General features: G+C 44.4%; 20 protein-coding genes and 1 riboswitch. Of the genes, 15 read left to right on the top strand and 5 right to left on the bottom strand.

Annotated elements, in window-relative coordinates:
• Positions 1 to 26: 26 nt before the first annotated feature.
• Positions 27 to 2,057, bottom strand: coding sequence for a methionine--tRNA ligase (metG, locus tag EC836_RS16445; protein WP_123335030.1), 2,031 nt, complete (start codon positions 2,055 to 2,057; stop codon positions 27 to 29).
• A 183-nt stretch (positions 2,058 to 2,240) separates the two neighbouring features.
• On the opposite strand from metG, the gene apbC reads away from it, so the two are divergent.
• A complete protein-coding gene (apbC, locus tag EC836_RS16440) occupies positions 2,241 to 3,353 on the top strand; it encodes an iron-sulfur cluster carrier protein ApbC (protein ID WP_123335028.1) in 1,113 nt (370 codons plus the stop codon).
• Positions 3,354 to 3,387: 34 nt separating this feature from the next.
• On the opposite strand, the gene EC836_RS16435 is transcribed toward apbC, so the two are convergent.
• The 4 genes from EC836_RS16435 to EC836_RS16420 form a co-directional block, all read right to left on the bottom strand.
• Positions 3,388 to 3,636 (bottom strand): hypothetical protein, encoded by a 249-nt coding sequence (locus tag EC836_RS16435; RefSeq protein ID WP_123335026.1) that lies wholly within the window; start codon positions 3,634 to 3,636, stop codon positions 3,388 to 3,390.
• Between the two features lie 37 nt (positions 3,637 to 3,673).
• On the bottom strand, positions 3,674 to 4,291 hold the full coding sequence (locus EC836_RS16430) for a trimeric intracellular cation channel family protein (protein ID WP_123335024.1): 618 nt from the start codon (positions 4,289 to 4,291) through the stop codon (positions 3,674 to 3,676).
• A 55-nt stretch (positions 4,292 to 4,346) separates the two neighbouring features.
• Positions 4,347 to 5,588, bottom strand: coding sequence for an amidohydrolase (locus EC836_RS16425; protein WP_123335022.1), 1,242 nt, complete (start codon positions 5,586 to 5,588; stop codon positions 4,347 to 4,349).
• Between the two features lie 89 nt (positions 5,589 to 5,677).
• On the bottom strand, positions 5,678 to 6,100 hold the full coding sequence (locus tag EC836_RS16420) for a GNAT family N-acetyltransferase (RefSeq protein WP_123335020.1): 423 nt from the start codon (positions 6,098 to 6,100) through the stop codon (positions 5,678 to 5,680).
• A 1,666-nt stretch (positions 6,101 to 7,766) separates the two neighbouring features.
• On the opposite strand from EC836_RS16420, the gene EC836_RS16415 reads away from it, so the two are divergent.
• From EC836_RS16415 to wcaJ, 14 genes are all read left to right on the top strand, one after another.
• Entirely contained in the window at positions 7,767 to 8,903 is a 1,137-nt protein-coding gene (locus EC836_RS16415; protein ID WP_123335018.1) for a polysaccharide export protein, read from the top strand.
• A 2-nt stretch (positions 8,904 to 8,905) separates the two neighbouring features.
• Complete coding sequence (locus EC836_RS16410) at positions 8,906 to 9,340, top strand: protein tyrosine phosphatase (protein WP_304466147.1); 435 nt, start codon at positions 8,906 to 8,908, stop codon at positions 9,338 to 9,340.
• A 19-nt stretch (positions 9,341 to 9,359) separates the two neighbouring features.
• A complete protein-coding gene (locus EC836_RS16405) occupies positions 9,360 to 11,519 on the top strand; it encodes a polysaccharide biosynthesis tyrosine autokinase (RefSeq protein ID WP_123335016.1) in 2,160 nt (719 codons plus the stop codon).
• A gap of 110 nt (positions 11,520 to 11,629) precedes the next feature.
• Positions 11,630 to 12,850 carry a DUF6369 family protein gene (locus tag EC836_RS16400; RefSeq protein WP_123335014.1) on the top strand — a complete coding sequence of 407 codons (1,221 nt, stop codon included), beginning with the start codon at positions 11,630 to 11,632 and terminating at the stop codon, positions 12,848 to 12,850.
• A gap of 13 nt (positions 12,851 to 12,863) precedes the next feature.
• Positions 12,864 to 14,306, top strand: a complete 1,443-nt coding sequence (locus EC836_RS16395) for an oligosaccharide flippase family protein (RefSeq protein WP_123335012.1) — start codon at positions 12,864 to 12,866, stop codon at positions 14,304 to 14,306.
• A gap of 6 nt (positions 14,307 to 14,312) precedes the next feature.
• Positions 14,313 to 15,455: a polysaccharide pyruvyl transferase family protein gene (locus tag EC836_RS16390; RefSeq protein WP_123335010.1), complete on the top strand. Its 1,143-nt coding sequence runs from the start codon at positions 14,313 to 14,315 to the stop codon at positions 15,453 to 15,455.
• Between the two features lie 6 nt (positions 15,456 to 15,461).
• On the top strand, positions 15,462 to 16,250 hold the full coding sequence (locus EC836_RS24645) for a polysaccharide lyase (protein WP_370348084.1): 789 nt from the start codon (positions 15,462 to 15,464) through the stop codon (positions 16,248 to 16,250).
• A complete protein-coding gene (locus EC836_RS16385) occupies positions 16,243 to 16,791 on the top strand; it encodes an acyltransferase (RefSeq protein WP_199735201.1) in 549 nt (182 codons plus the stop codon). The genes EC836_RS24645 and EC836_RS16385 overlap by 8 nt, the downstream gene beginning before the upstream one ends.
• A gap of 11 nt (positions 16,792 to 16,802) precedes the next feature.
• Complete coding sequence (locus EC836_RS16380) at positions 16,803 to 17,774, top strand: glycosyltransferase (RefSeq protein WP_123335008.1); 972 nt, start codon at positions 16,803 to 16,805, stop codon at positions 17,772 to 17,774.
• 26 nt (positions 17,775 to 17,800) lie between these two features.
• Positions 17,801 to 18,247 carry a polysaccharide biosynthesis protein gene (locus EC836_RS16375; protein WP_123335006.1) on the top strand — a complete coding sequence of 149 codons (447 nt, stop codon included), beginning with the start codon at positions 17,801 to 17,803 and terminating at the stop codon, positions 18,245 to 18,247.
• Complete coding sequence (locus EC836_RS16370) at positions 18,247 to 18,738, top strand: glycosyltransferase (protein WP_123335005.1); 492 nt, start codon at positions 18,247 to 18,249, stop codon at positions 18,736 to 18,738. Before EC836_RS16375 ends, EC836_RS16370 begins: the two co-directional genes overlap by 1 nt.
• Before the next feature lie 65 nt (positions 18,739 to 18,803).
• A complete protein-coding gene (locus EC836_RS16365; protein ID WP_123335003.1) occupies positions 18,804 to 20,216 on the top strand; it encodes a mannose-1-phosphate guanylyltransferase/mannose-6-phosphate isomerase in 1,413 nt (470 codons plus the stop codon).
• 15 nt (positions 20,217 to 20,231) lie between these two features.
• Complete coding sequence (gene cpsG, locus EC836_RS16360) at positions 20,232 to 21,608, top strand: phosphomannomutase CpsG (protein WP_123335001.1); 1,377 nt, start codon at positions 20,232 to 20,234, stop codon at positions 21,606 to 21,608.
• A 189-nt stretch (positions 21,609 to 21,797) separates the two neighbouring features.
• Complete coding sequence (gene wcaJ, locus EC836_RS16355; protein WP_123334999.1) at positions 21,798 to 23,195, top strand: undecaprenyl-phosphate glucose phosphotransferase; 1,398 nt, start codon at positions 21,798 to 21,800, stop codon at positions 23,193 to 23,195.
• Positions 23,196 to 23,323: 128 nt separating this feature from the next.
• Positions 23,324 to 23,432: riboswitch (TPP riboswitch) on the top strand.
• The last annotated feature ends 18 nt before the right edge of the window (positions 23,433 to 23,450 follow it).

The raw sequence follows: 23,450 nt of genomic DNA, 5'->3' as shown, positions 1-23,450 counted from the left end.
TGCCCGTTCGCCCCTTTCAGGCCAGCTTATTTAACCTGCTGACCGGGCTGTGCGCCGCTGTCCGGGCTGAGCAGGAAGATATCCTTGCCGCCAGGGCCCGCAGCCATCACCATTCCTTCGGAAACGCCGAAGCGCATTTTACGCGGGGCGAGGTTCGCCACCATCACCGTCAGGCGACCGACCAGCACCGCCGGGTCCGGATAGGCTGAGCGAATGCCGGAGAACACCTGGCGGGTTTCACCGCCGAGGTCCAGCGACAGGCGCAGCAACTTGTCGGAGCCCTCAACGAACTCCGCGTTCTGGATCAGCGCAATGCGCATATCCACCTTGGCGAAGTCGTCGAAGGTAATGGTGTCCTGAATCGGGTCGTCGGCCAGCGGACCGGTTGCAGCCGGTTTCGCCGCCGCGGCTTCCTCTTTCGAGGCTTCGATCAGGCCGTTAACCTTATCCATCTCCACGCGGTTATACAGCGCCTTGAACGCCGCAATATTGTGACTCAGCAGCGGCTGATGAATACCTTCCCAGCTCAGTTCCTGATTAAGGAACGCCTCAACGCGATCGCTCAGCTGCGGCAGCACCGGCTTCAGCCAGGTCATCAGCACGCGGAACAGATTAATGCCCATTGAGCAGATCGCCTGCAGATCGGCATCGCGGCCTTCCTGCTTCGCCACCACCCACGGAGCCTGCTCGTCCACGTAGCGGTTAGCCACGTCGGCCAGCGCCATAATCTCGCGAACCGCACGGCCAAACTCGCGGCTGGCCCAGGCTTCGCCAATGCTTTCTGACGCATCGGTAAAGGTTTTGTACAGCTCAGGATCCGCCAGTTCTGCCGACAGCTGCCCGTCGAAACGCTTATTGATGAAACCGGCGTTACGGGAGGCCAGGTTCACCACCTTATTCACGATATCCGCATTCACGCGCTGCACGTAATCTTCCAGATTCAGGTCGATATCGTCGATGCGTGAAGACAGTTTCGCCGCGTAGTAGTAGCGCAGGCTGTCGGAATCCAGGTGCTGCAGCCAGGTGCTGGCCTTAATAAAGGTACCGCGCGACTTGGACATCTTCGCGCCGTTCACCGTCACGTAGCCGTGAACAAACAGGTTGGTCGGCTTACGGAAGTTGCTGCCTTCCAGCATTGCCGGCCAGAACAGGCTGTGGAAGTAGACGATATCTTTACCGATAAAGTGGTAGAGATCGGCATCGGAGTCGGTCTTCCAGAAGGCATCGAAGTCGATGTCGCCGCGCTTGTCGCACAGGTTCTTAAACGCGCCCATATAGCCGATAGGGGCATCCAGCCAGACGTAGAAATATTTGCCCGGCGCGTTCGGAATTTCAAAGCCGAAGTACGGCGCATCGCGGGAGATATCCCACTGCTGCAGACCGGACTCGAACCATTCCTGCATCTTATTCGCTACCTGCTCCTGCAGCGCGCCGGAACGGGTCCAGGCCTGCAGCATGGCGCTGAACTCCGGCAGATCGAAGAAGAAGTGCTCGGAATCGCGCAGCACCGGCGTGGCGCCGGAAACCACCGACTTCGGATCGATCAGCTCGGTCGGGCTGTAGGTGGCGCTGCACACTTCGCAGTTGTCGCCATACTGATCCGGGGCCTTACATTTCGGGCAGGTGCCTTTCACGAAGCGGTCCGGCAGGAACATGCCTTTTTCCGGATCGTAAAGCTGGGAAATCGTGCGGTTCTTGATGAAACCGTTTTCTTTCAGGCGCATATAGATCAGCTCGGACAGCTCACGGTTCTCTTCGCTGTGCGTAGAGTGATAGTTGTCATAGCTGATATCGAAACCGGCAAAGTCGGTCTGATGTTCTTGACTCATTTCGGCAATCATCTGCTCCGGCGCGATGCCCAGCTGCTGAGCTTTCAGCATGATCGGCGTACCGTGCGCGTCATCGGCGCAGATGAAGTAAACCTGGTTGCCGCGCATTCGCTGGTAACGGACCCAAATATCTGCCTGGATATGCTCGAGCATGTGTCCGAGATGAATGGAACCGTTGGCGTACGGCAGGGCGCACGTTACCATAATTTTTTTCGCGACTTGAGTCATAGTGAGACTTGCTTTACCTGTTGAAAAAGGGGTTTAGATGGTAACCGAAAGCCACTCCCTGCGTAAACAGGGGGTTCGTCCACGTGGGGATATTTAAGGGGTGCGTTCACCGGCGCCGGATGGGATCTGATATAATTAACGCCATAACGCATTCATTATCACAGACCACAACAAGGAGTAGGGATGACGTCACAAGCGAAGGGAGGGCACTCCCCGGAAGCGCTGCGCGCTATCGTCATGGGGGTGCTGGCCACCTTTGAGCATCCAACGCTGCAGCACAATCTGACCGCACTGAAGGCGCTTCGCCACTGCGCATTAATTGATCACTCCCTGCACATCGAACTGACGATGCCATTCGCCTGGCAGAGCGCCTTTGAAACGCTGAAATCGACCGTTAGCGCCGAACTGCTGCGCCTGAGCGGGGCGGAGGCCATCAGCTGGCGCCTGTCGCTGAACGTGGCCACCCTGCAGCGGGTGAAAAATCGCCCGGGCGTGAACGGCGTGAAGAACATTATCGCCGTCAGCTCCGGCAAGGGCGGCGTGGGGAAATCCACCACGGCGGTCAACCTGGCGCTGGCGCTGGCCGCCGAAGGCGCGAAAGTGGGCCTGCTGGATGCGGACATCTACGGTCCCTCCATCCCCGATATGCTGGGCACCGACGCGCAGCGCCCCAGCTCGCCCGACGGCAAGCATATGGCACCGATTATCGCGCACGGCCTGGCGACCAATTCAATCGGCTATCTGGTGACCGAGGATAACGCCATGGTGTGGCGCGGGCCGATGGCCAGCAAAGCGCTGATGCAGCTGCTGAACGAAACGCTGTGGCCGGATCTGGATTATCTGGTGCTGGATATGCCGCCGGGGACCGGTGACATTCAGCTGACGCTGGCGCAGAACGTCCCGGTGACCGGCGCGGTGGTGGTCACGACGCCGCAGGACATTGCGCTGATTGATGCCCGCAAGGGGATCGTGATGTTCGAGAAGGTTAATGTGCCGGTGCTGGGCATTGTTGAGAATATGAGTATCCATATCTGCAGCCAGTGCGGCCACCACGAGCCGATCTTCGGCACCGGCGGGGCAGGGCGGCTGGCGGAGCAGTATCATACCCAGCTTCTGGGCCAGCTGCCGCTGCATATCAGCCTGCGGGAAGATCTGGACGACGGTGAACCGACGGTGGTGCGTCGGCCGGACAGCGAGTTTACCGCGCTGTATCGCCAGCTGGCGGGCAGCGTGGCGGCCCGGCTTTACTGGCAGGGCGAGGTGATCCCGGAAGATATTTCTTTCCGCGCGCTGTAACGCAGGCGGGTTGGGATGCGCATCATCCCGCCCGTTATACCAGTCGTACGTGCCGCTGCGGAAAACCGTCCACCATTGAATAGTCAAAGTCGATTTTTCCGGCATCAAACAGCTCAACAATCAGCGTGAAATCGTTGTCCGGTGATACGTTGCAGCGGTGATTGAGCAGGGTATCCTGCAGGATGAAATTCCGGTCGCCGCGGGCGATGCGCTGTAAATACTGCAACATCTCATAGGCGCTTTTACTTACGCCGGCCTGTTCGTTTAGGGGTCTGTGAGTCATCGTCTGTTCTGGCGCGATCTGAATATGAAAGGGCGTATTATAGTCCGTTATGCTTAATGGACGGCAAGCCGATTTTATATTTCAGCGCCAGCAGGCGCAGCAGCGTGCAGATGATAATCGCCGTCCAGGCACTACAGGCCTGCGGAATATAGCCCACCGAACCGCTGATTTCGATGGCTGCACCGATTAACGCGGCGCTGGCGTAGATATCCTGACTGAAGATTATCGGCGGCTTGCCGATCAGCAGATCGCGCAGGCATCCTCCGCCCACCGCACTGACGCAGCCGAGCAGTATCGACAGTTCAACATTTTGCGTATGTTGCCAGGTTTTATTGGCGCCAAAAGCAGCAAAGAATCCCAGACCCAGCGCATCGAAAAACAGCGTAGCCTTTTCAAATGACAGGATAAGGCGCTGAAAGAACGCCACGCAGAGGATGGCGGCCACGATCGTCAGCAGATAGCTGAGGCTGACCAGACCTGCCGGAGGCAACGCGCTGATGCAGATATCGCGCATCACGCCCCCTCCGACGGCGGTGGCCGCCGTCAGTACGAACACGCCGAAGATATCTAAATCCTGTTTGACGCCGGCCGTCGCGCCGCTCAGCGCAAAGGCAAAAGTCCCGATCAGATCGACGGTGTGAAAAACATTCAGCATGCCACAGAACCCTTGTCTGCATAAAAGGCCACGGATGACCGTGGCCGTGCGGAGATTACAGCCAGGTCAGTGCGGCGACGATCATGGCTTCCATTCCCGCCTGCACCGTGGGCTTCAGTTCAATCTGAAACAGTGAGGAGTGATTGGCCGGGATCTGATGCACGGTATGGTTTTTCACGGCATTATCCCAGATGGATTCTTTCGTACCGCCAACAAACCAGAACACATAGGGCACCTGCCACCGGCGGCCAAACTGACTGAAATCTTCGCTGTTCATCGCCGGTTCGGTAAGGTACGCACGTTCGCCAAAAAACGTGGTGAAGCTTTCGGCCAGCAGCTCGGTAGAAACGCGATCGTTTTCCGTCACCGGATAGCTGTTAATCACGCTAATCTCCGGATCCTTCGCGCCCGATGCGTGGCTCTCGCAGGCACAAATGCGTTTGACCGAGGTCAGAACGTTATCGCGCACGCTGCCCTTAAAGGTCCGGATATTCAGCTTGAGAATGGCTTCGTCCGGGATGATGTTCTCTTTGGTTCCGCCCTGAATGGCACCGATGGTCAGCACGGCGCTGTCCTGCGGAGCGGTTTCGCGTGAAATCACGGTCTGTAATCTGACGGAGGTGAATGCCGCCATCATCACCGGATCGATGGCGTTTTGCGGTGTGGAGCCGTGAGCGCCCTTACCGTGGAAACGAACGTGGAGGCTGTCGCCCGCGGTGAGAATAGAACCTGCGCGGTAGCCGATCGTCCCGGCTTTACCGACCATAACGTGCTGCCCCAGAATAATATCGGGCAGGGGATAACCGGTTTTCATATCTTCAAGCATGGCCAGCGCACCGGAGGCGGTCTCTTCGCCGGGTTGGAATACCAGCATCAGCGTACCCTGCCAGGCATCGCGATGCGCCATCATGACCGAGGCCACGCCCAGCATCCAGGCAACGTGCAAATCGTGACCACACATATGGGCGACCGGGGTTTTATCACCGTCCAGCGTTTGCCCCATGGTTTGGCTGGCGAACGGAAGACCGGTTTTCTCAGCCATCGGCAGCGCGTCCATATCGGCACGCAGCATGACGGTTTTCCCTTTACCGTTGTGTAAAATGCCCACGACCCCGGTTACGCCGACTTTATCAGTCACCTGATAACCGAGTTTGGTCAGATAATCGGCGACGATTTTGGCGGTTCTGAACTCCTGCATCGACAGTTCGGGGTGAACGTGAAAATCTTTATAGAGGGCGGTGATTTCGGGGATCAAGCGGGTAATCGTACCTGAGAGTGGCGCTATTCGCTGTTTCATCCTGGCTCCTTGCTTGTTATATCAGCGTGTCGTCAGATGATGCGTGGAACACCGCGCCACTCCTGTATCAAAAGCTGCGGAATAAAACCTCAAAGCACATAGTGCATTAACAGGTAATCACCCTGTTCGCTTTCTCCCTGCGCCACGGTGCGCCAGCCGTGCTTCTTATAGAAGCTTTGCGCCTGCAGATTCTCAGCCAGACACTTCAGCGCGCCGGTGGAGGTAAACGACTGCTGTACCGCCTGCAGCAGGGCGCTTCCGGCACCGCTTCCCTGCCACTCCGGGTCAACAAACAGGCTGTGCAGGAAGTTGTCCTGCGCCAGCACCGCGGCAAACCCCACGCGATGCCCCTCCTGTTCCGCTACCAGAATCTGCTCACCCAGCGTGGCCTGGTCAAAATCCTCTAAACGCCAGTCGCTGTCGTCCAGCCAAGTCCAGCTGTGCCTGCGGGCCGCTAAAAACAGCGTGCGCAGGAAAGGACGATCGGCTTCGATGTAGGGGCGGATGATCATGTTCTACTGACTCCTGAAATGAGAGCGCCAGATGGCAATCGGCAGAGTGTATAGCAAAATCAGCACAGAATACTTAGTGAAAACAACGGCCAGAGGGGGATAGAAAGTAAGTTGATGTAGATGCTGAGAATTTAGTTTCAGCCAGCACGGTATCCGCACGGGTCGGCTATGATGCGATACATTCATCTGCAAATTAGGTGTTGAGGAGAGGTTTAATGCAACGGGAAAGCTGCGCGCCCCGGCTTTGAATTTAAATACCGCGATAAAGCAGTTAAATATCGTGAAAATTAACCCCTGCTGATTAATTTATATGCGGCCGGGGGCATTTTTTGCGGGTTTTGGGGTAATGAGAAAATTCCTATTATTTCAGGAGCTAATAACCATTTCAGTGATTACCAATATAACTGATAAAATAAATATTCTTATAAATCAGTGCTTTGTAATTTCAATGTCGATATTTATTAGGATTAATACCATGAAATTTTCGCCTTTCGGAGACGTCTGGAAAACGTCCCGGGCTGGGATATAACACTCCCAATTGACAGATATTTACCTTAGAATAATTCCCATTCACTAGTACACCCACAGCAGCCTGAAACGCGTTCGGAGGCATTATCCGATCGTGGCCTTCTCGGGCCCTGAATGTGGTTAATGATTATCGACAAGTAGCACAGTGCACTGGTAGCTGTTGAGCCAGGGGCGGTAGCCTGCCTGGACGGGTGATATTTTTTAATCACATTGCCCGCTCGTTTTTACACCGCTACCGCAAATTTAATCATAGTGTCATCTGATTTTCGTATACCTGAAAGTTTATAGTTGATAATTGGAAAGTGCGCAAAATAATTCAGATTTATTCCGGCGGATTGTACTTGCTATATTTGATTCTTAGCGAAGCGAACTGAACTGCGTTACTCATGAAAGAAGTGAAAATAGTTATAAATCAAAGCATCTACCTGAATCAAAAGGCTTTTATCCTTTGGTTGTTTCAGTGCCGTTCATTTTACACCTCAGAATACGGGCTAATCCCATATAAGATTCGTGGTTAAGCCCAAGCGCAGTACCCTACAAAAAGTTTAATTAAACTCCTCGCTTTACCCCGGGAATGACCGCATTTCCCGGCCGCAACACTTAGCACGCGAAATAGTTATGGTCTGCCGGAGATGTTTTCAGAGCTTTTACTCTTGCAGCCTGAAACCAAAGATAATTTTTAGCGAAAAATTGTGGTTATAAGTGGCCTCATTATCGGGCGTGAAGTAGTATTGTCATACTTAAAACCGCACGTTTTGGTACTGCAAAAGACCAGTATTATCAGCAACAGCCGCCGGTTTTTCGGCACTGTGCAGAATTCACGCCGCATCCTGGGGGATGCACAGGGGGAAATCTAAGCCTATGACAGCAACAGCAGCACCGTTTGTTTCACCTTTACACCCCTTGCTTAACCGCGCCAGCAGGCGTGATGCCACACCAGGATGGGCGCGACACATCACGGTAACTTTTCATAACGTTTTAGCTATGGTTGGTAAAGAGACCCGATAGAGCATTCACCTTCTAAGCTCAGGCTATTTATTGCTGCTGATGGCAGCAGATAAAAATGACGACTGTTAGTAATTGCACCCTAAAACGGACACTGACAGATAACTCTCTTATTCATTGATGATATGAACTTATGACGAAGAAATATTTGAAACTTTCGGTGGTTGCAGCAGCAATTGGGTTATTGAGTGGTTGTACCGTAATGCCGGGGCAGGGGCTTAGCACCTACGATAAGGATGTGATCCAGTCCCAGGATAGCGACTTTGACGTAAGCAAAATGGTTAACGTGTTCCCGATGACGCCAAATCTCATCGACAAGCTGCGCCCGGAAGCGGTGATCTCCCGTCCTAACCCACAGTTAGACTCTTTGCTGAGCAACTATGAATACCGCATCGGCGTGGGCGACGTGCTGATGGTGACCGTATGGGATCACCCTGAACTGACCACCCCGGCCGGTCAGTACCGCAGCGCCAGCGATACCGGCAACTGGGTTAACGCCGACGGCACCATTTTCTATCCTTATATTGGTAAGGTGCAGGTAGTAGGTAAGACTCTGGTGCAAATCCGCCAGGAAATCAGCAATCGCCTGACCACCTATATTGAAAGCCCGCAGGTGGATGTGAGCATTGCGGCGTTCCGTTCGCAGAAAGCCTATGTGACCGGCGAAGTGATTAAATCTGGCCAGCAGGCGATTACCAATATCCCGCTAACCGTAATGGACGCCATCAATGCGGCGGGTGGCCTGGCCCCGGATGCCGACTGGCGCAACGTGGTGCTGACCCACAACGGTCAGGAATCTAAACTTTCCCTGTATGCGCTGATGCAGAAGGGCGACCTGACCCAGAACAAAATGCTGTTCCCGGGCGACATTCTTTACGTGCCGCGCAACGACGATTTGAAAGTCTTTGTGATGGGCGAAGTGGGCAAACAGTCGACCCTGAAAATGGATCGCAGCGGTATGACGCTGGCCGAGGCACTGGGTAACTCGGAAGGTATTTCGCAGGTTATGGGCGATGCTCAGGGTGTGTTTGTGGTACGCCAGCTTAAGGGTGATAAAAACGGTAAGATTGCCAATATCTACCAGCTGAATGCCAAAGATGCATCGGCCATGGTGCTGGGCACTGAGTTCCAGCTGCAGCCTTACGATATCGTCTACGTGACTACCGCACCGATCGTTCGTTGGAATAGAGTTGTATCTCAACTGGTGCCTACTATCACCGGCGTACATGATATGACTGAAGCTGTTCGTTATATCAGAAATTGGAACTAATCATGTTTAATTCAATTTTAGTTGTGTGCACGGGTAATATATGCCGCTCTCCGATAGCTGAGCGCCTACTAAAAATTAAACTTCCAAATAAAGTAATTGAGTCGGCAGGGACAGGCGCCTTAGTTGAGCATCCTGCCGATGATTCTGCAATAGCCGTTTCCCAAAAACACAATCTGTCTCTTGATGGTCATTCAGGGCAGAAGTTTACCGCGAAGTTGGCAATGAAATATGACCTTATTTTAGTTATGGATAAAGGTCATATTGAGAAAATTAGCCAGATTTATCCACAAGCACGCGGAAAAACTATGCTGTTGGGTTATTGGCTAAATGAAATGGAAATACCAGATCCTTATAGAAAAAGTTTAGAAGCTTTTGAATACGTATATCAGTTAATCGACCAAGCTTGTGATAGCTGGGTAGAAAAGCTTAACGTTTAATCTTTCAGGAATAAAGTGCATGTCATCAGCAATAACTAACAAACCGTCTCCTCCTGAGTCTAACGAACTTGATCTAGGCAGATTCATTGGCGAGTTGATAGATCATCGAAAGTTGATTGTTTTTGTAACATTAATCTTCGCCGCTTTATCAGTAATTTATGCGTTGCTGGCGACTCCAATTTATCAAGCTAACTCCTTGATTCAGGTTGAACAAAACCAAGGCAACTCAATATTGAGTAGCCTCAGCCAAGTTTTGCCAAATGTACAACCGCAATCAGCTCCAGAAATTGTACTGCTCCAGTCAAGGATGGTCTTGGGAAAAACGGTCGATGACCTTAACCTTCAGACTATTATTGAAGAGAAGTCTTTTCCTGTTATTGGACGCGGCTGGGATCGCCTAACGGGTAAAGCTCAAGGTAAAGTTGAAGTAAGCCATTTTTATTTACCAACAACAACACCAGGTGTAGATCCTGATATTACTTTAACGGTCATTAGCAATACCAAATATAGATTAACGGTTGGTGACACTTTGATTGAGGGAATGGTTGGTGAGAAAATTACTAAGGATAGTATTTCGATAAAAATCGATAGTATTAATGCAGAGGTTGGTGATGAGTTTGATATTACCTATCAAACAAAACTTGAGGCTATTACCGCCCTACTAAAAGCATTTTCAGTTGACGAGCAAGGTAAGGATACTGGTATGCTTACTTTAACGCTGACTGGTGATGATCCTGTATTAACGACAAAAATCCTAAAAAATATCAGTGAAAATTATCTTGAGCAGAATATTGAAAGACAAGCTGCGCAAGATGCCAAGAGTCTTGATTTCCTTAATCAGCAATTGCCAAAAGTAAGAACTGATTTAGATAATTCTGAAGATAAACTGAACTCATACCGACGTCAAAAAGATTCTGTAGACCTTTCGCTGGAAGCGAAAAGTGTTTTAGATCAGATCGTTAACGTTGAAAATCAATTAAATGAGCTTACCTTCCGCGAAGCGGAAATTTCGCAGCTATTCACTAAAGAGCATCCAACATATAAAGCATTACTTGAAAAACAAGAGACCTTAAATAAGGAACGTATAAACTTAAATAAGAAAGTTTCTGCTATGCCGTCGACACAACAGGAAGTTATTCGATTAAGTCGTGATGTAGAATCAGGTCGTGCAGTTTATATGCAGTTATTAAACCGTCAGCAAGAGCTAAGTATTGCTAAATCCAGTGCGATAGGAAATGTTCGGATCGTTGATTCAGCTATTGCAAATCCAAAACCTATAAAGCCGCAAAAAATATTGATTGTTCTTGCCGTGACAATGTTTGGTATGATCGTTGCTGTTAGTGGCGTACTAATGAAAGTATTTCTTCGTCGTGGAATTGAGTCTCCAGAGCAACTGGAAGAAATGGGAATTAGCGTTTATGCAAATGTTCCGGTTTCAGATTGGTTAGTTAAGAAACAGAACGAGAAACTTAGTTCTAAGAATAAAGATAAATTTGGATTGTTGGCGGCCCATAACCCAACCGATATTGTTATTGAAACGCTCCGTAGCCTTCGCACAAGCCTGCATTTTGCGATGATTGGTGCGAAAAATAATATATTAATGATTTCAGGTGCTAGCCCAAACGCCGGTAAAACATTTATCAGTTCAAACTTGGCATCAGTGATTTCACAAGCAGATAAGAAGGTATTGTTTATCGATGCTGATATGAGGAAAGGTTATGCTCATAAAATGTTCGATGACAAGAATGATTTCGGATTATCAGAACTTTTGTCGGGTGAAGACAGTTTTGTAAAAGGTATACGAAAAGTTGAATCATCTGGTTTTGACTATATAACCCGTGGAGCAATCCCTCCAAATCCTGCAGAGCTACTAATGACATCTCGTTTTGAAGCGCTCCTGAAGTTTGCTTCAGAAAATTACGATATTGTTATTGTTGATACTCCGCCAATTTTGGCTGTAACTGATGCAGCTACCATCGGAAGATATGCTGGTACTACTCTTATTGTTGCGAGATTTGAAGAAAATACGCCTAAAGAAATAGAGGTCAGCTATCGACGCTTCGAACAAGGTGGCGTTGTAGTTAAAGGATGCATTTTGAATGGTGTGGTTAAAAAAGCAGGTAGCTACTATGGCTACGGCTACAATCACTATGAATATGACTATTCAACCAAAGATTAAAGTATTGCTCTTCCCGAAAGGGAAGAGCCTTTTTTCAGTGATTGATGATATAAACTATAAAAAATAATTGTAATGTTGATATTAACATCTTAGATGAGATAAGGAAAAAGATGCTATTTATATTATCATCTGTAATTGCCTTGTTTATTGGTATCTACTCGCTTTTTTCAGCAAAGAAATCGTTAATATTTTTTGTACTGTTAATTGCTATTGTACCCACAGGTAACTCCTATGCGGATTTCATATCTAAGCAAGGGGTGTATTTTTTTGATTTTTATCTATTTGGTGTATTATTTGTTTATGTGTTGAAATCAATGAGGATTGGAGGTTTAAAACCTGCGGTTCCTTATGTTGTAATTTTTGGTTTGTTTATTTATATATTATACATTATTGCGAGTTTAATATTCGGGAACCATCTCAATAAGTTTTTATTAAAAGATTTAAGGCCTCTGATCATGATAACCACGGCATTGGTTTTGATGTCGGTGATGAGAGAGTCATTTTTTTCTAATAAGAGAATGATATTACAAATTCTAACGATTATGTTTTTGTTCAGCCTTGTGCATTTATTACCTCCAAAATTGGGACTCTCAGTATACAAAGATGAATACTACGAAGATAACGCATACAGGTATCTGGATGGTTCAACATATGTAGCCGCTTTGTATATGATTTATTACTTATTATCGGGAACTATACGCGAGCAACAACCAAAATGGGCTAGAATCTGTTTTTTTGCCGCCATAGTTTGTGTGTTTGTCGGTAACTCAAGATTTATGATCCTCGCTATTCTTTTTGGCGTGATAATTTCTAATGCGAAAGATTTGAAAAAGATATTCTTCTATTCCTTTGCTTCTTTGATTGTCGTTGGGCTTTTCTTGGGAGTAAGCAGCTACGTAGGTGCCAGTCGTGTAACCAGCGGGCTATCACTCGATGTGTTGTTATTCCAAATCTCGAACAGATTCTCACCAGCCATTACATTGATAAACAATATGACAGGTTTTAACTATTTGTTCGGTTATGGTGCAGGCACTTATTTTGATATTCCGTGGTTTGCATATCGTGGATTAGACTCAGAAAACGTATCAGTAGATAGTCTGTATTTAACGATGTATGTGAAATACGGTGTGTTCGGACTATTTTTCATCTATGTGTTCACTAAATCAGTAGTAAATAATCTGGATAAGAAAACAAAGATAGCATTTGCTGTATTTTGTACGATTATGTATTTCGTTTCTGCAGTGCCCTATCATCCATATTCTCTTGGGTTAATAGTTGGCTCGGCTATGATACAAATATTAAACAGAAAAAATTCTGAAATAATTAGTTAGAGAATATGTGATTATGAATTTAATAAAAGGGTCTCTGATATCTCGGTTATTAAAAGATTCGACATGGAGCATGATAGCAACATTTTCAAACAAAGTTTCGCTAGTTGTTGTCGGTATTATTATTTCGCGATTGCTTGGTGTCGAAAATTTTGGAAAATTTGCAATCATCCAAAGTGTGGTAATTATGCTGGCTAACGTAGTCGCACAATCTATCACAACGGCAACGTCAAAACATATTGCAGAATTCCTTAAAACGGATGTAGTAAAAGTGAGTAGGGGTATAGCTATTACTCTGCTTTTTTCGTTGTTTTTTGCATTAGTTATTGTGGTATTTTCCTCAATTTATGCCAGTAGTTTTGCTAAATATCTGTTACTCCATGAGGAATTATCCCAGTACGTTAAAACCACCGTCTATATTATTGTGCTAACAGTACTGCTCGGATGGATTCAGGGTGTGTTTTCTGGATTAGGGAAGTTTAGGATAAATGCTATAATCAATGCAATCATATCTATTGTAACTGTTGCTTTAGCATTCGTAATGACGAAGGATTATGGTTTCGATGGCGCAATTTATAGTTTTATATCATCACAAGCAATCGCAGTTATAGTTAGTGTTTTATTTATCTTTAGATGCATTAAAGAAAAAAATGTCAAGATAATATTTAAAAATTGCTTCACAGAAACGAGCGTTATTACCCATGTTGGTCTTCCTATCTTACTAACTGGCTTAATTGTTGCCCCTGTAACATGGTTCTCAAATAAGTTATTATCAGCACTGGTTGATGGTTTACAACAGTTGGCAATGTTTTCGGCATCTATGCAGTGGAGCGCAATATTTACACAAGCATCTGTTGTTCTTGGAACTGTGCTCATCCCATTACTCGCATCTAAAAAGAATGAAAAGAATAGTCAACTTGAAAAAATAAACTTCTATTCAAGCTGGATCTTTACAGTTATATGTACGATACCAATTCTTCTATTCTCTGATGTATTTATCAGAATCTACGGCCATTTTGATAACGCAATACAATTTAGTTTATGTATTTCCTTTGTTTTGTTTGGTGCGATCCTTACGTCCTTTAAAAGTGGTATAGCAAGAAAAATAGTTATCTTGAATTTATCCTGGTTTAGTGTGATAAGTAATATCTCTTGGGCAACAATATTTGTTGTTTTTGCTTTGTGTTCAAAAAAATATGGAGCAATAGGTATTACTGGTGCTTTATTTTTCTCTCAGCTACTTCATTTTTTGGTCACAACGCCTTACTTTATAAAAAGGAAGATAATTGATTATAAGTTAATATTAAATTTTAAAGTCTTGTTAATATCAATCGCACCAATAATCGCATTGCTGATCAGACTTTATATTGACAATGGAATTATTCGAATAATCAGCCTTCCAATTTTGTTGGTTGTAACTTTGTTCCTCTCTTTCAAGCTTTTCAAATCAAACCAGTAGGGTAAAATGAAAAAAAATAAAGTATATATTCGTGGGGCATATGCTCCTGGCAATATTGGTGACGATGTTTTAATGATTAGTGTTATCAATATTGTTAAGAAAGTTGTTAAAGATGAACATATCTCAGTTGGTGTGGAACATCCAGAGTTAGCAAAAAAATTCAATCCTAAAGTAGATTGGGTTCATATTAAAAAACCTATTTCAGCTGAAGTCGTCGTTTTTGGTGGAGGCGGTCAGTTTTTCTCATTCAATCCACCTCCAGGAATAAAAATCGGTTTCTTTGCAAAATTCAAAAAAGCGTTAAAAGCGCAAGAAAATATATTTTCTGCCGTAGAACGTGTTTATGTCTCTTACAAAGGGGCTATTGATAAAATTTTCTTCTATAAAAAAATGAGTGCTTTCTGCATTGGTTTGGGGCCATTCGATAATAAAGGAAAAAGTTTCGAGCGAGCCAAACATATTATTAATAAATGTGACTATATTTCCGTTCGTGACGATAAAAGTAAAGCATTTTGTGAAATGTTGGGTTATAAAAATGCAGTAGAATTTACTGACCCAAGTCTTTTATCCAACATTTGGTATCCAGAAGAAGTTGCAAAACCTTACTATAGTGAGGACGGTTATGTTTCACTTGTCCTACGCGACTGGCCACACGATGCAAATGGGCAGAATTGCATTGCAGAGATGATTAAGTTTGGTGAGTATCTTATTGAAAAAGGTGAAAAAGTTAGATTTGTTTCGCTGTACAAAGAACGAGAGGCTCAACTATTAGCCGATAATTCACGATTTGAATGGTTGATTTGGGATCCGAAATTACACACCATCCCAGAGTTCATGAATGAATTTATTAACAATAGTGAAGTGATAATTAGCTCAAGAGCACATGGGGTTCTTTTACCTGCTTCACTTGGTGTTCCTACGATTGCCGTGGCAATAGAAAATAAACTGATCAAGGTTCATGGAATGATTTCAGATGGTAATATTCTTATTAATGAAATGAAACCAGAATGCTTTATAGAAAATTTAGCGCTATTCAGAGAAACAAAGGAAGTATTACGTAACAACCTTCAAAAAGATATTGAAATGAATAAGGTTAAGGTGACGAATGCAATCGAACATTTTACTAGCTGGCTTAAGAATAACGTCTGAAAATAGATTTTTTTTTTCGCCGTATTTTCTCTTCTAACCGTTAACTCTGTTAAAGCAGACGAAGTTAATATTAACTCATTAGAGAGAGAAGGGCCTATCAGTTCCAAAATTCAAAATTTCCAAGGGATCAGAAATTTCAGAGAGTTAGGCGATGGTACGAACAGTTTTAGAGTTAAATTCCCTGCTGGTTCATATGATCCAATGTCCATGCAAAAACGTTCTTTGCAATATGGAGGGATGAATTTCCGGTACAAGCCAGGTGGGTTATATAAGGAAAGTTGCTCTATTGTTCAATACTACGTCAGATTTCCGAGCGATTTTGATTTTGTGAAAGGTGGTAAACTCCCGGGATTATTTGGTGGCGAGGGGAATACCGGGGGGAAAATACCCAACGGCTCAGATGGATTCAGTGTTCGCATTCTCTGGACGAAAGATGGAAAAGGGCAGATCTATGCATATCTGCCCTCATCAAAAAAATGGGGAACTGGCCTTGCTAAGAATACATGGACGTTTAGTCGAGGACAGTGGACTAAAGTAACAATGTTAGTGCAATTAAATTCGCCGAACCATACAGACGGAAAAATACGGCTGTGGATCGGAGGTGAAAAAGTTGCAGAATTAGCTAACGTTGTTTTCAGGAATAATGAAAATCTTTTGATTAATGGGCTGCTTTTTTCTACTTTTTTCGGAGGGAATAATTCTTCCTTTGCCCCCAGAACTGATCAATATATTGATTTTAAAAATGTAATGATTTCGAAAAACATTTCACCAGAAATGAGATGCAGCGATGATTAAATTGTTTAAGTTAAACCTGAAAAAACTATATATATCTTCCTCAAACACCATCATTTCCTTTTCATTTTTTTTTAGCCTACGTAGGTTATTTTTAAAGTCTTTATTGAAAGTAAATGTCGGTAGTGCTTCTACAATTCATAGAAAAGTTAGGTTGTTTGACGTAGGTAAAATGAAAGTAGGCAGTAATACTACTATAAACTACGGATGTTATTTAGATAATAGAGGTGGATTATATATTCATAGTAATGTCAATATTTCTCACGATGTAAAAATTTATACAATGGGTCATGATGTTGATGATCCTATGGCAAGTTTAGTATCACGAAGTGTGGAAATATTTGACAACGCATGGTTGTTTCCGAATGTGTTAATCATGCCTGGTGTGATTATAGGTAAAGGGGCGGTAGTTTATCCGGGTAGCGTTGTAACTAAGAGCATTCCAGAATATGAAGTTTGGGGTGGAAATCCTGCAAGGTTCATTAAGAAGAGAAACAATAACATAGTCTATAAAGCTGCATTTCCGGTGTGGTTTGGAATATAATTGAGGTGTAAATGTCTTCAATAATGATTGCTTGGGTTCGTTACCAAAGGCGAGCTGATATAATGAAAGAGTTCTGGGGTTATAAGGATATATACATAACTTCGAATTTTAAAGGAAAAGTCCTGAAACCATTTGATTATATTTATAAAATATACCAAACCATTCTGGCACTTCGAAAAGAAAAACCTGACTATTTATGGATGCAACTGCCGCCAACATTTATGATCTTCATAGGCGCCTTGTATAAAATGCTGTCAAAAAAGAAAGTCGTTCTAATTGGGGATTTCCATAATAGTGCAATGAGACCAAAGTGGTTTAACATCATTGGCGTAAAGAAATTTTTGAATAAACTTGATGTTTTGATTGTTCATAATGAACAAGTTCGTTCCGAACTGCTGCTCAAGGGAATCTCTTCACATGTAATTCGTGTTCTGGAAGATATGCCTTTTTCATATGAGAAAAGCGTTGACATTGAGGTTAATGGAAAATCGGTCCTATTTCCTTGCTCGTTTGATATAGATGAACCTTTAGATGTAGTGTTAAACGCTGCGAAGCTCATGCCTGAAGTCGAAGTATATATTACTGGAAAGTATGAAGGGAAGATTGAGAAAAGTGTTGTACAAGGTGCTCCAGCTAATGTTAAGTTCACTGGCTATTTATCAAAAGAGAAATTTGATGAGTTATTCTGGTCAAGTGGCGTTATTCTTGGTTTAACTACACGTGACAATGTTCAGTTAAGTGTTTCAAACGAAGCACTTAGTGCCGAAAAGCCAATGGTATTGTCAGATACCACGACGCTCAAGAATTTGTTCGGTGAAGCGGCTATATTCGTAGACTCGTTAGACTCTGAATCTATATCAAGCGGGTGTGTAAATGCACTCAATGATATTGCGAATCTCGAGAATAAAACTCGTATTCTAAAAGAATCACGAACGGAGAGATGGTTTAATCAGGCACAAAGAGTTAGAGAAAAAATGATTTAGTGATTTCATTTTTGCGCGGAGGGAGTATGAAAAAAGTTTTATTTGTATGCTCGAGTGGTGGGCATTGGGTTCAAATGACAAAGATTATGAAGGAACTCGATTTTAACGAATTTCATCCTTTGATTGGTACGTGTTCAAATGTTGATAGTTTTAATTCTATTAACATAGATAGATTGCCAGACTTCAATAAAGACAAAATAATAAAGACTGTCTCCGGTGCTTTTACGATTTTAAAATATATACTTGCAAAAAAACCGGATATTGCCATTTCAACAGGAGCCGCGCCTGGTATTGTTGCTTTGTTTTTTGTTAAGTTGCGTGGTGGTAAAACTATTTGGATAGACAGTATTGCGAATACAGAACGTTTGTCCTTATCTGGAAAAATGGCTCTTCGATTTTGTTCCGTGGTTTTGACACAGTGGCCCCATTTAGCTGACGGTAACAAGATCCAGTACAAAGGGAGAGTTATTTGATGATTTTTTGCAGCGTAGGCACCCAGTTGCCTTTTCAGAGATTAGTGGAATTCATCATTAGATGGTCAAATGAGATCGATTTTAATAAAACAGAAATCATCATTCAATCTGGCAGTTCTGTTGATGTGGCACTTCCTGAGAATATTAAAGTTCTTGGGTTTATATCTGTGCAGGAATTTTCCTCGATTTTTGAAAGAGCCGAATTGATAGTCTCTCATGCAGGGATGGGTAATATCATTTCTTCTTTGGAATTAGCAAAACCAATTGTTATCTTGCCACGATTAAGTTCTCTTAATGAGCACAGGAACGACCATCAGATCGATTCTGCTAATAGGTTTTCAGAACTAGATACCGTTTTCGTTGCGAATGATTATGATGATTTTTGCGATTCCATACGAAATGCAAAGGAATTTAAATCTGGTTCTCTGGAAATGAAATACCCAGAAAGGGAAAAATTAACCAATTATCTTAAAGCTGAAATATCTAACTAAATCAGCTTCCGATTAATTTATTTTACGTTCAACTTTAAGTAACGAATTAACATGGGATTTAATTAATGATTCTTCCAGTTATCATGGCGGGTGGCACAGGGAGTAGATTATGGCCAATGTCTCGAGAATTATACCCTAAACAGTTTCTACGGCTTAATGGCGACAACTCTATGTTGCAGGAAACAGTTGTCAGATTAACTGGGTTAGATACTTTTTCACCTATGTTAATTTGCAATGAACAACATCGTTTCCTTGCCGCAGAACAATTACGTCAAATTGGTCACTTATCTAATAATATAATTCTGGAGCCAGTTGGGCGTAATACTGCGCCTGCAATAGCACTGGCTGCTTTGAGTGCAACAGCGAATGGTGAAGATCCTTTATTGTTAGTTCTTGCTGCTGATCATCTTATTGCAGATATTCATGCTTTTCACCATGCAGTTAATACAGCTATCCCACTTGCTGAGCAAGGGAAGCTTGTAACTTTCGGTATCGTACCCACAGGGCCTGAAACGGGCTACGGATACATTCAACGTGGCGATTCATTTGGTAACACTGCATTTGGCGTTGAGCGTTTTGTAGAAAAACCTGATATAAAAACCGCGCAGCAGTATCTGGAAAGCGGTGAGTACTACTGGAATAGTGGTATGTTTTTATTCAGTGCAAAGCGGTATTTACAGGAGTTGAGTGTTTTCAGACCAGATATTTTGGAAGCCTGTCAGCATGCAATTGCCGAAGTTAAAATTGACGCTGTGCAGGATTTTATTCGAGTAAACCGCGATGCATTTTCTACGTGTCCTGATGAATCTGTAGACTATGCGGTAATGGAAAAAACAAATGATGCGGTAGTGATTCCATTGGATGCCGGATGGAATGATGTTGGCTCATGGTCAGCGCTCTGGGAAGTTAACGCGCAGGACAGCAATGGTAATGCATTAACAGGTGATGTTTTCATACATAATACCTCCAATTGCTACATCAATACTGATGATACCTTAGTTGCGGCAATTGGCGTAGAGAACCTGGTTATCGTTAATACTAAAGATGCTTTATTAGTTATTGATAAATCTCAGGTTCAGGATGTTAAAAGAGTAGTTGAGTATCTGAAAAAGAATAACCGTCGTGAGTATAAATTACATCGTGAATCCTATCGTCCATGGGGTCGGCAGGATAAAGTTGTTGACACCCCACGCTATCAAATTAATCGCGTGACGGTGAAGCCTGGCGGTAAGTTCTCTTTGCAGAAGCATTTACACCGTGCAGAACATTGGGTGGTCCTGTCAGGAACAGCAGAGGTAACGCTTGAAGATAAAACCTATCTGTTAACTGAAAACCAGTCAACCTTCATTCCAATCGGCTCTGTACATATGCTTGAAAACCCTGGTAAAATTCCTCTTGAACTACTGGAGATTTCATCTGGTTCTTACCTCGGTGAAGACGATATTATTCGGTTAAAAGACCATTATGGTTATTGCTAAATTTAGGGAAATACTATGCCTGGTGAATTAACCTGCTTTAAAGCTTACGATATTCGCGGAAAATTAGGCGTAGAGCTTAATGAAGATATTGCCTACCGCATTGGTCGTGCCTACGGTGAATACCTGAAGCCAAAACGAATGGTCCTTGGCGGCGATGTTCGCCTGACCAGTGAAGGTCTTAAGTTAGCCCTGGCCAAAGGCTTACAGGATGCCGGGACTGACGTCATCGATATCGGCCTGGCCGGTACCGAAGAGATCTACTTCGCAACCTCATACCTGAAAGTTGATGGTGGCATTGAAGTCACCGCCAGCCATAACCCGTTAGACTATAACGGCATGAAACTGGTACGCGAAGCATCTAAGCCAATCAGCGGTGATACCGGCCTGCGTGACATTCAAAAACTTGCCGAAGCTAACGACTTCCCTGCAGTTGATGAAAGCAAACGCGGTTCTTACAAGCAGCTTTCCATTCTGGACGCGTACGTAGACAAACTGCTTAGCTACGTTGATTTAAACAACTTCAACCGCCCGTTGAAGCTGGTTCTGAACTCAGGTAATGGCGCTGCGGGCCACGTTGTGGATGCAGTGGAAGCTCGCTTTAAGCAGGCGGGTGTTAATGTCGAGTTCATTAAGGTTCACCATACTCCAGACGGTAACTTCCCTAACGGTATTCCTAATCCACTGCTGCCAGAGTGCCGCCAGGACACGACGGATGCCGTTGTTGCGCATCAGGCTGATATGGGCATCGCCTTTGACGGTGACTTCGACCGCTGCTTCCTGTTTGATAATCAGGGCAACTTTATTGAAGGCTACTATATCGTTGGTCTGCTGGCCGCGGCATTCCTGGAGAAAAACCCGGGATCGCGCATCATTCACGATCCTCGCCTGAGCTGGAACACGGTAGACATCGTAGAAAAAGCGGGAGGTGTACCTGTCATGTCTAAAACCGGCCACGCGTTTATTAAAGAGCGTATGCGTCTGGAAGATGCCGTCTACGGCGGTGAAATGAGCGCGCATCACTACTTCCGTGATTTTGCTTACTGCGACAGCGGTATGATCCCATGGCTGCTGGTTGCCGAACTGCTTTGCGTGAAAGGCAAAACTCTTAGTGAACTGGTTGGTGACCGCATGGCGGCTTACCCGGCATCCGGCGAAATCAATAGCTCATTAGAAGCTCCAAAAGAAGCGATCGCTCGCGTACTCGAAAAGTACCAGGGCGATGCTATCAATGTTGATTACACCGATGGGATCAGCGTTGAGTATGCAGACTGGCGCTTCAATCTCCGTAGTTCCAATACTGAGCCTGTTGTTCGTTTGAATGTCGAATCAAGGTCCGATTCAGTTCTAATGAAAAATAAAACTAATGAAATTCTAAATATTCTTCGTTCCTAAAATTTTAGCGGGTGATTGAATAGTAAAGCAATCACTCGCTTATCTGATTTTTTAATAATTAATGATATCTATGTGCATTAGTAACAGATTCATAAATTAAAATTCCATGTCTTAACCTAGATCGAAATATTTTATCTTCTTACCCTCACTTTAGGTTGTTGACCTACAGCTAACAAGAGTGAAACTAGAATGACAATTCTACATCATCGTACACGTTCTAATGCGAATGCTTCATTGATATCAATGGTGCAGCGTTTTTCAGATATCTCAATAATATTTCTTGGCTTATATGTAGTTTCTTTCGTGAACGGGCGTTCTTTTGACTATAAACATTTATTGATAGCGCTTATGGTACTTGTTGTATTCCAAATGATAGGAGGGATGACAGATTTCTATCGTTCGTGGAGAGGGGTAAAGTCCTCAGTAGAAATTATACTGATTTATAAAAATTGGACTCTTAGTCTTTTATTTACTTTAGGCCTTAGTTCGTTATTAAGTGATTTTGACCTCAGTTTTAATATTTTCATTCAATGGTATTTGGTCGTGATCGCGGGTTTCTTCTTCTGCAGAATGGGAATTCGATTAAGTTCAGGAATTTTACGTAGAATGGGTTACAACACTCGTAAAGTAGCACTTGTAGGAAATATGCCTGCGGGTATCAACTTGATCAGCAGTTTCCTCGACGAGCCGTGGATGGGGTTTGTCGTCGTTGGGGTTTATGATGAGCAACCAATTGAAACCACGACAGGCATTACTTACGCGGGTGATTTTGACAAACTAATCGAAGATGCTCGTGAAGGTAAGTTGGATCGTATCTACATCGCGATGAGCATGAAAGATGAGTCCAAGATTAAGGATATTGTTAAACGCTTAACGGACACGACCTGTTCTGTTTTACTGATACCGGATGTATTCACCTTTAATATTCTTCAATCGCGTACTGAAGAGATTAATGGTGTACCGGTTGTTCCACTGTTTGATACACCACTTAATGGAATCAACATGGTATTCAAACGCCTTGAAGATATCATTGTGTCGTCAATTATACTGCTGTTTATTTCCGTTCCATTACTTGTCATTGCCTGTGCTGTGAAACTGAGTTCTCCAGGCCCCGTTATATTCCGTCAGATCCGATATGGTATGGACGGTAAACCGATTATGGTCTGGAAGTTCCGTACTATGTCCGTGATGGAGAATGGCGCAAAGGTTACACAGGCTAAGCAAAACGATCCTCGTGTTACCAAGTTGGGTAAATTTTTACGGAATACCTCGCTGGATGAATTACCGCAGTTCTTCAACGTACTTTTTGGTCAAATGTCAGTAGTAGGGCCTCGTCCTCATGCTGTTGCGCACAACGAACAGTATCGCTCGCTGATTGAAGGCTATATGCTACGCCATAAAGTTAAGCCGGGGATAACAGGACTTGCACAGATTAATGGCTTCCGTGGCGAAACTGATACGTTGGATAAAATGCAGAAGCGAGTTGATTTCGATCTGATCTATATCCGTGGCTGGAGTATTTGGTTAGACCTGAAAATTATTTTCCTGACTTTCTTTAAAGGTTTTGTGAATAAAGCTGCGTATTAATTCAGATGCTCTTTAAAAACGTGTTGAACATGATGTTAAGATGAGTAAAAAACCCGCTATGCGGGTTTTTTACTTTATAATTCTTATGCTTGATTTCGCCATTCCCTTTGCATATTCTTTCCATCGATACAAATGACTCGGGGTGCCCCTTCCTGTTTTTTCCCAGGATCCGGCTGAGAAAAACCCGCATAACCTGAACTGGATAATGCCAGCGGAGGGAAGTCAGATGCCTCCAACCGGCATCGCCTTCTTGAT

Source organism: Erwinia sp. JUb26 (genome assembly GCF_003751505.1).
Lineage (GTDB): Bacteria > Pseudomonadota > Gammaproteobacteria > Enterobacterales > Enterobacteriaceae > Erwinia.
The sequence above is the reverse complement of the archived record's forward strand: the minus strand, read 5'-3'. Positions and strand labels throughout refer to the sequence as shown.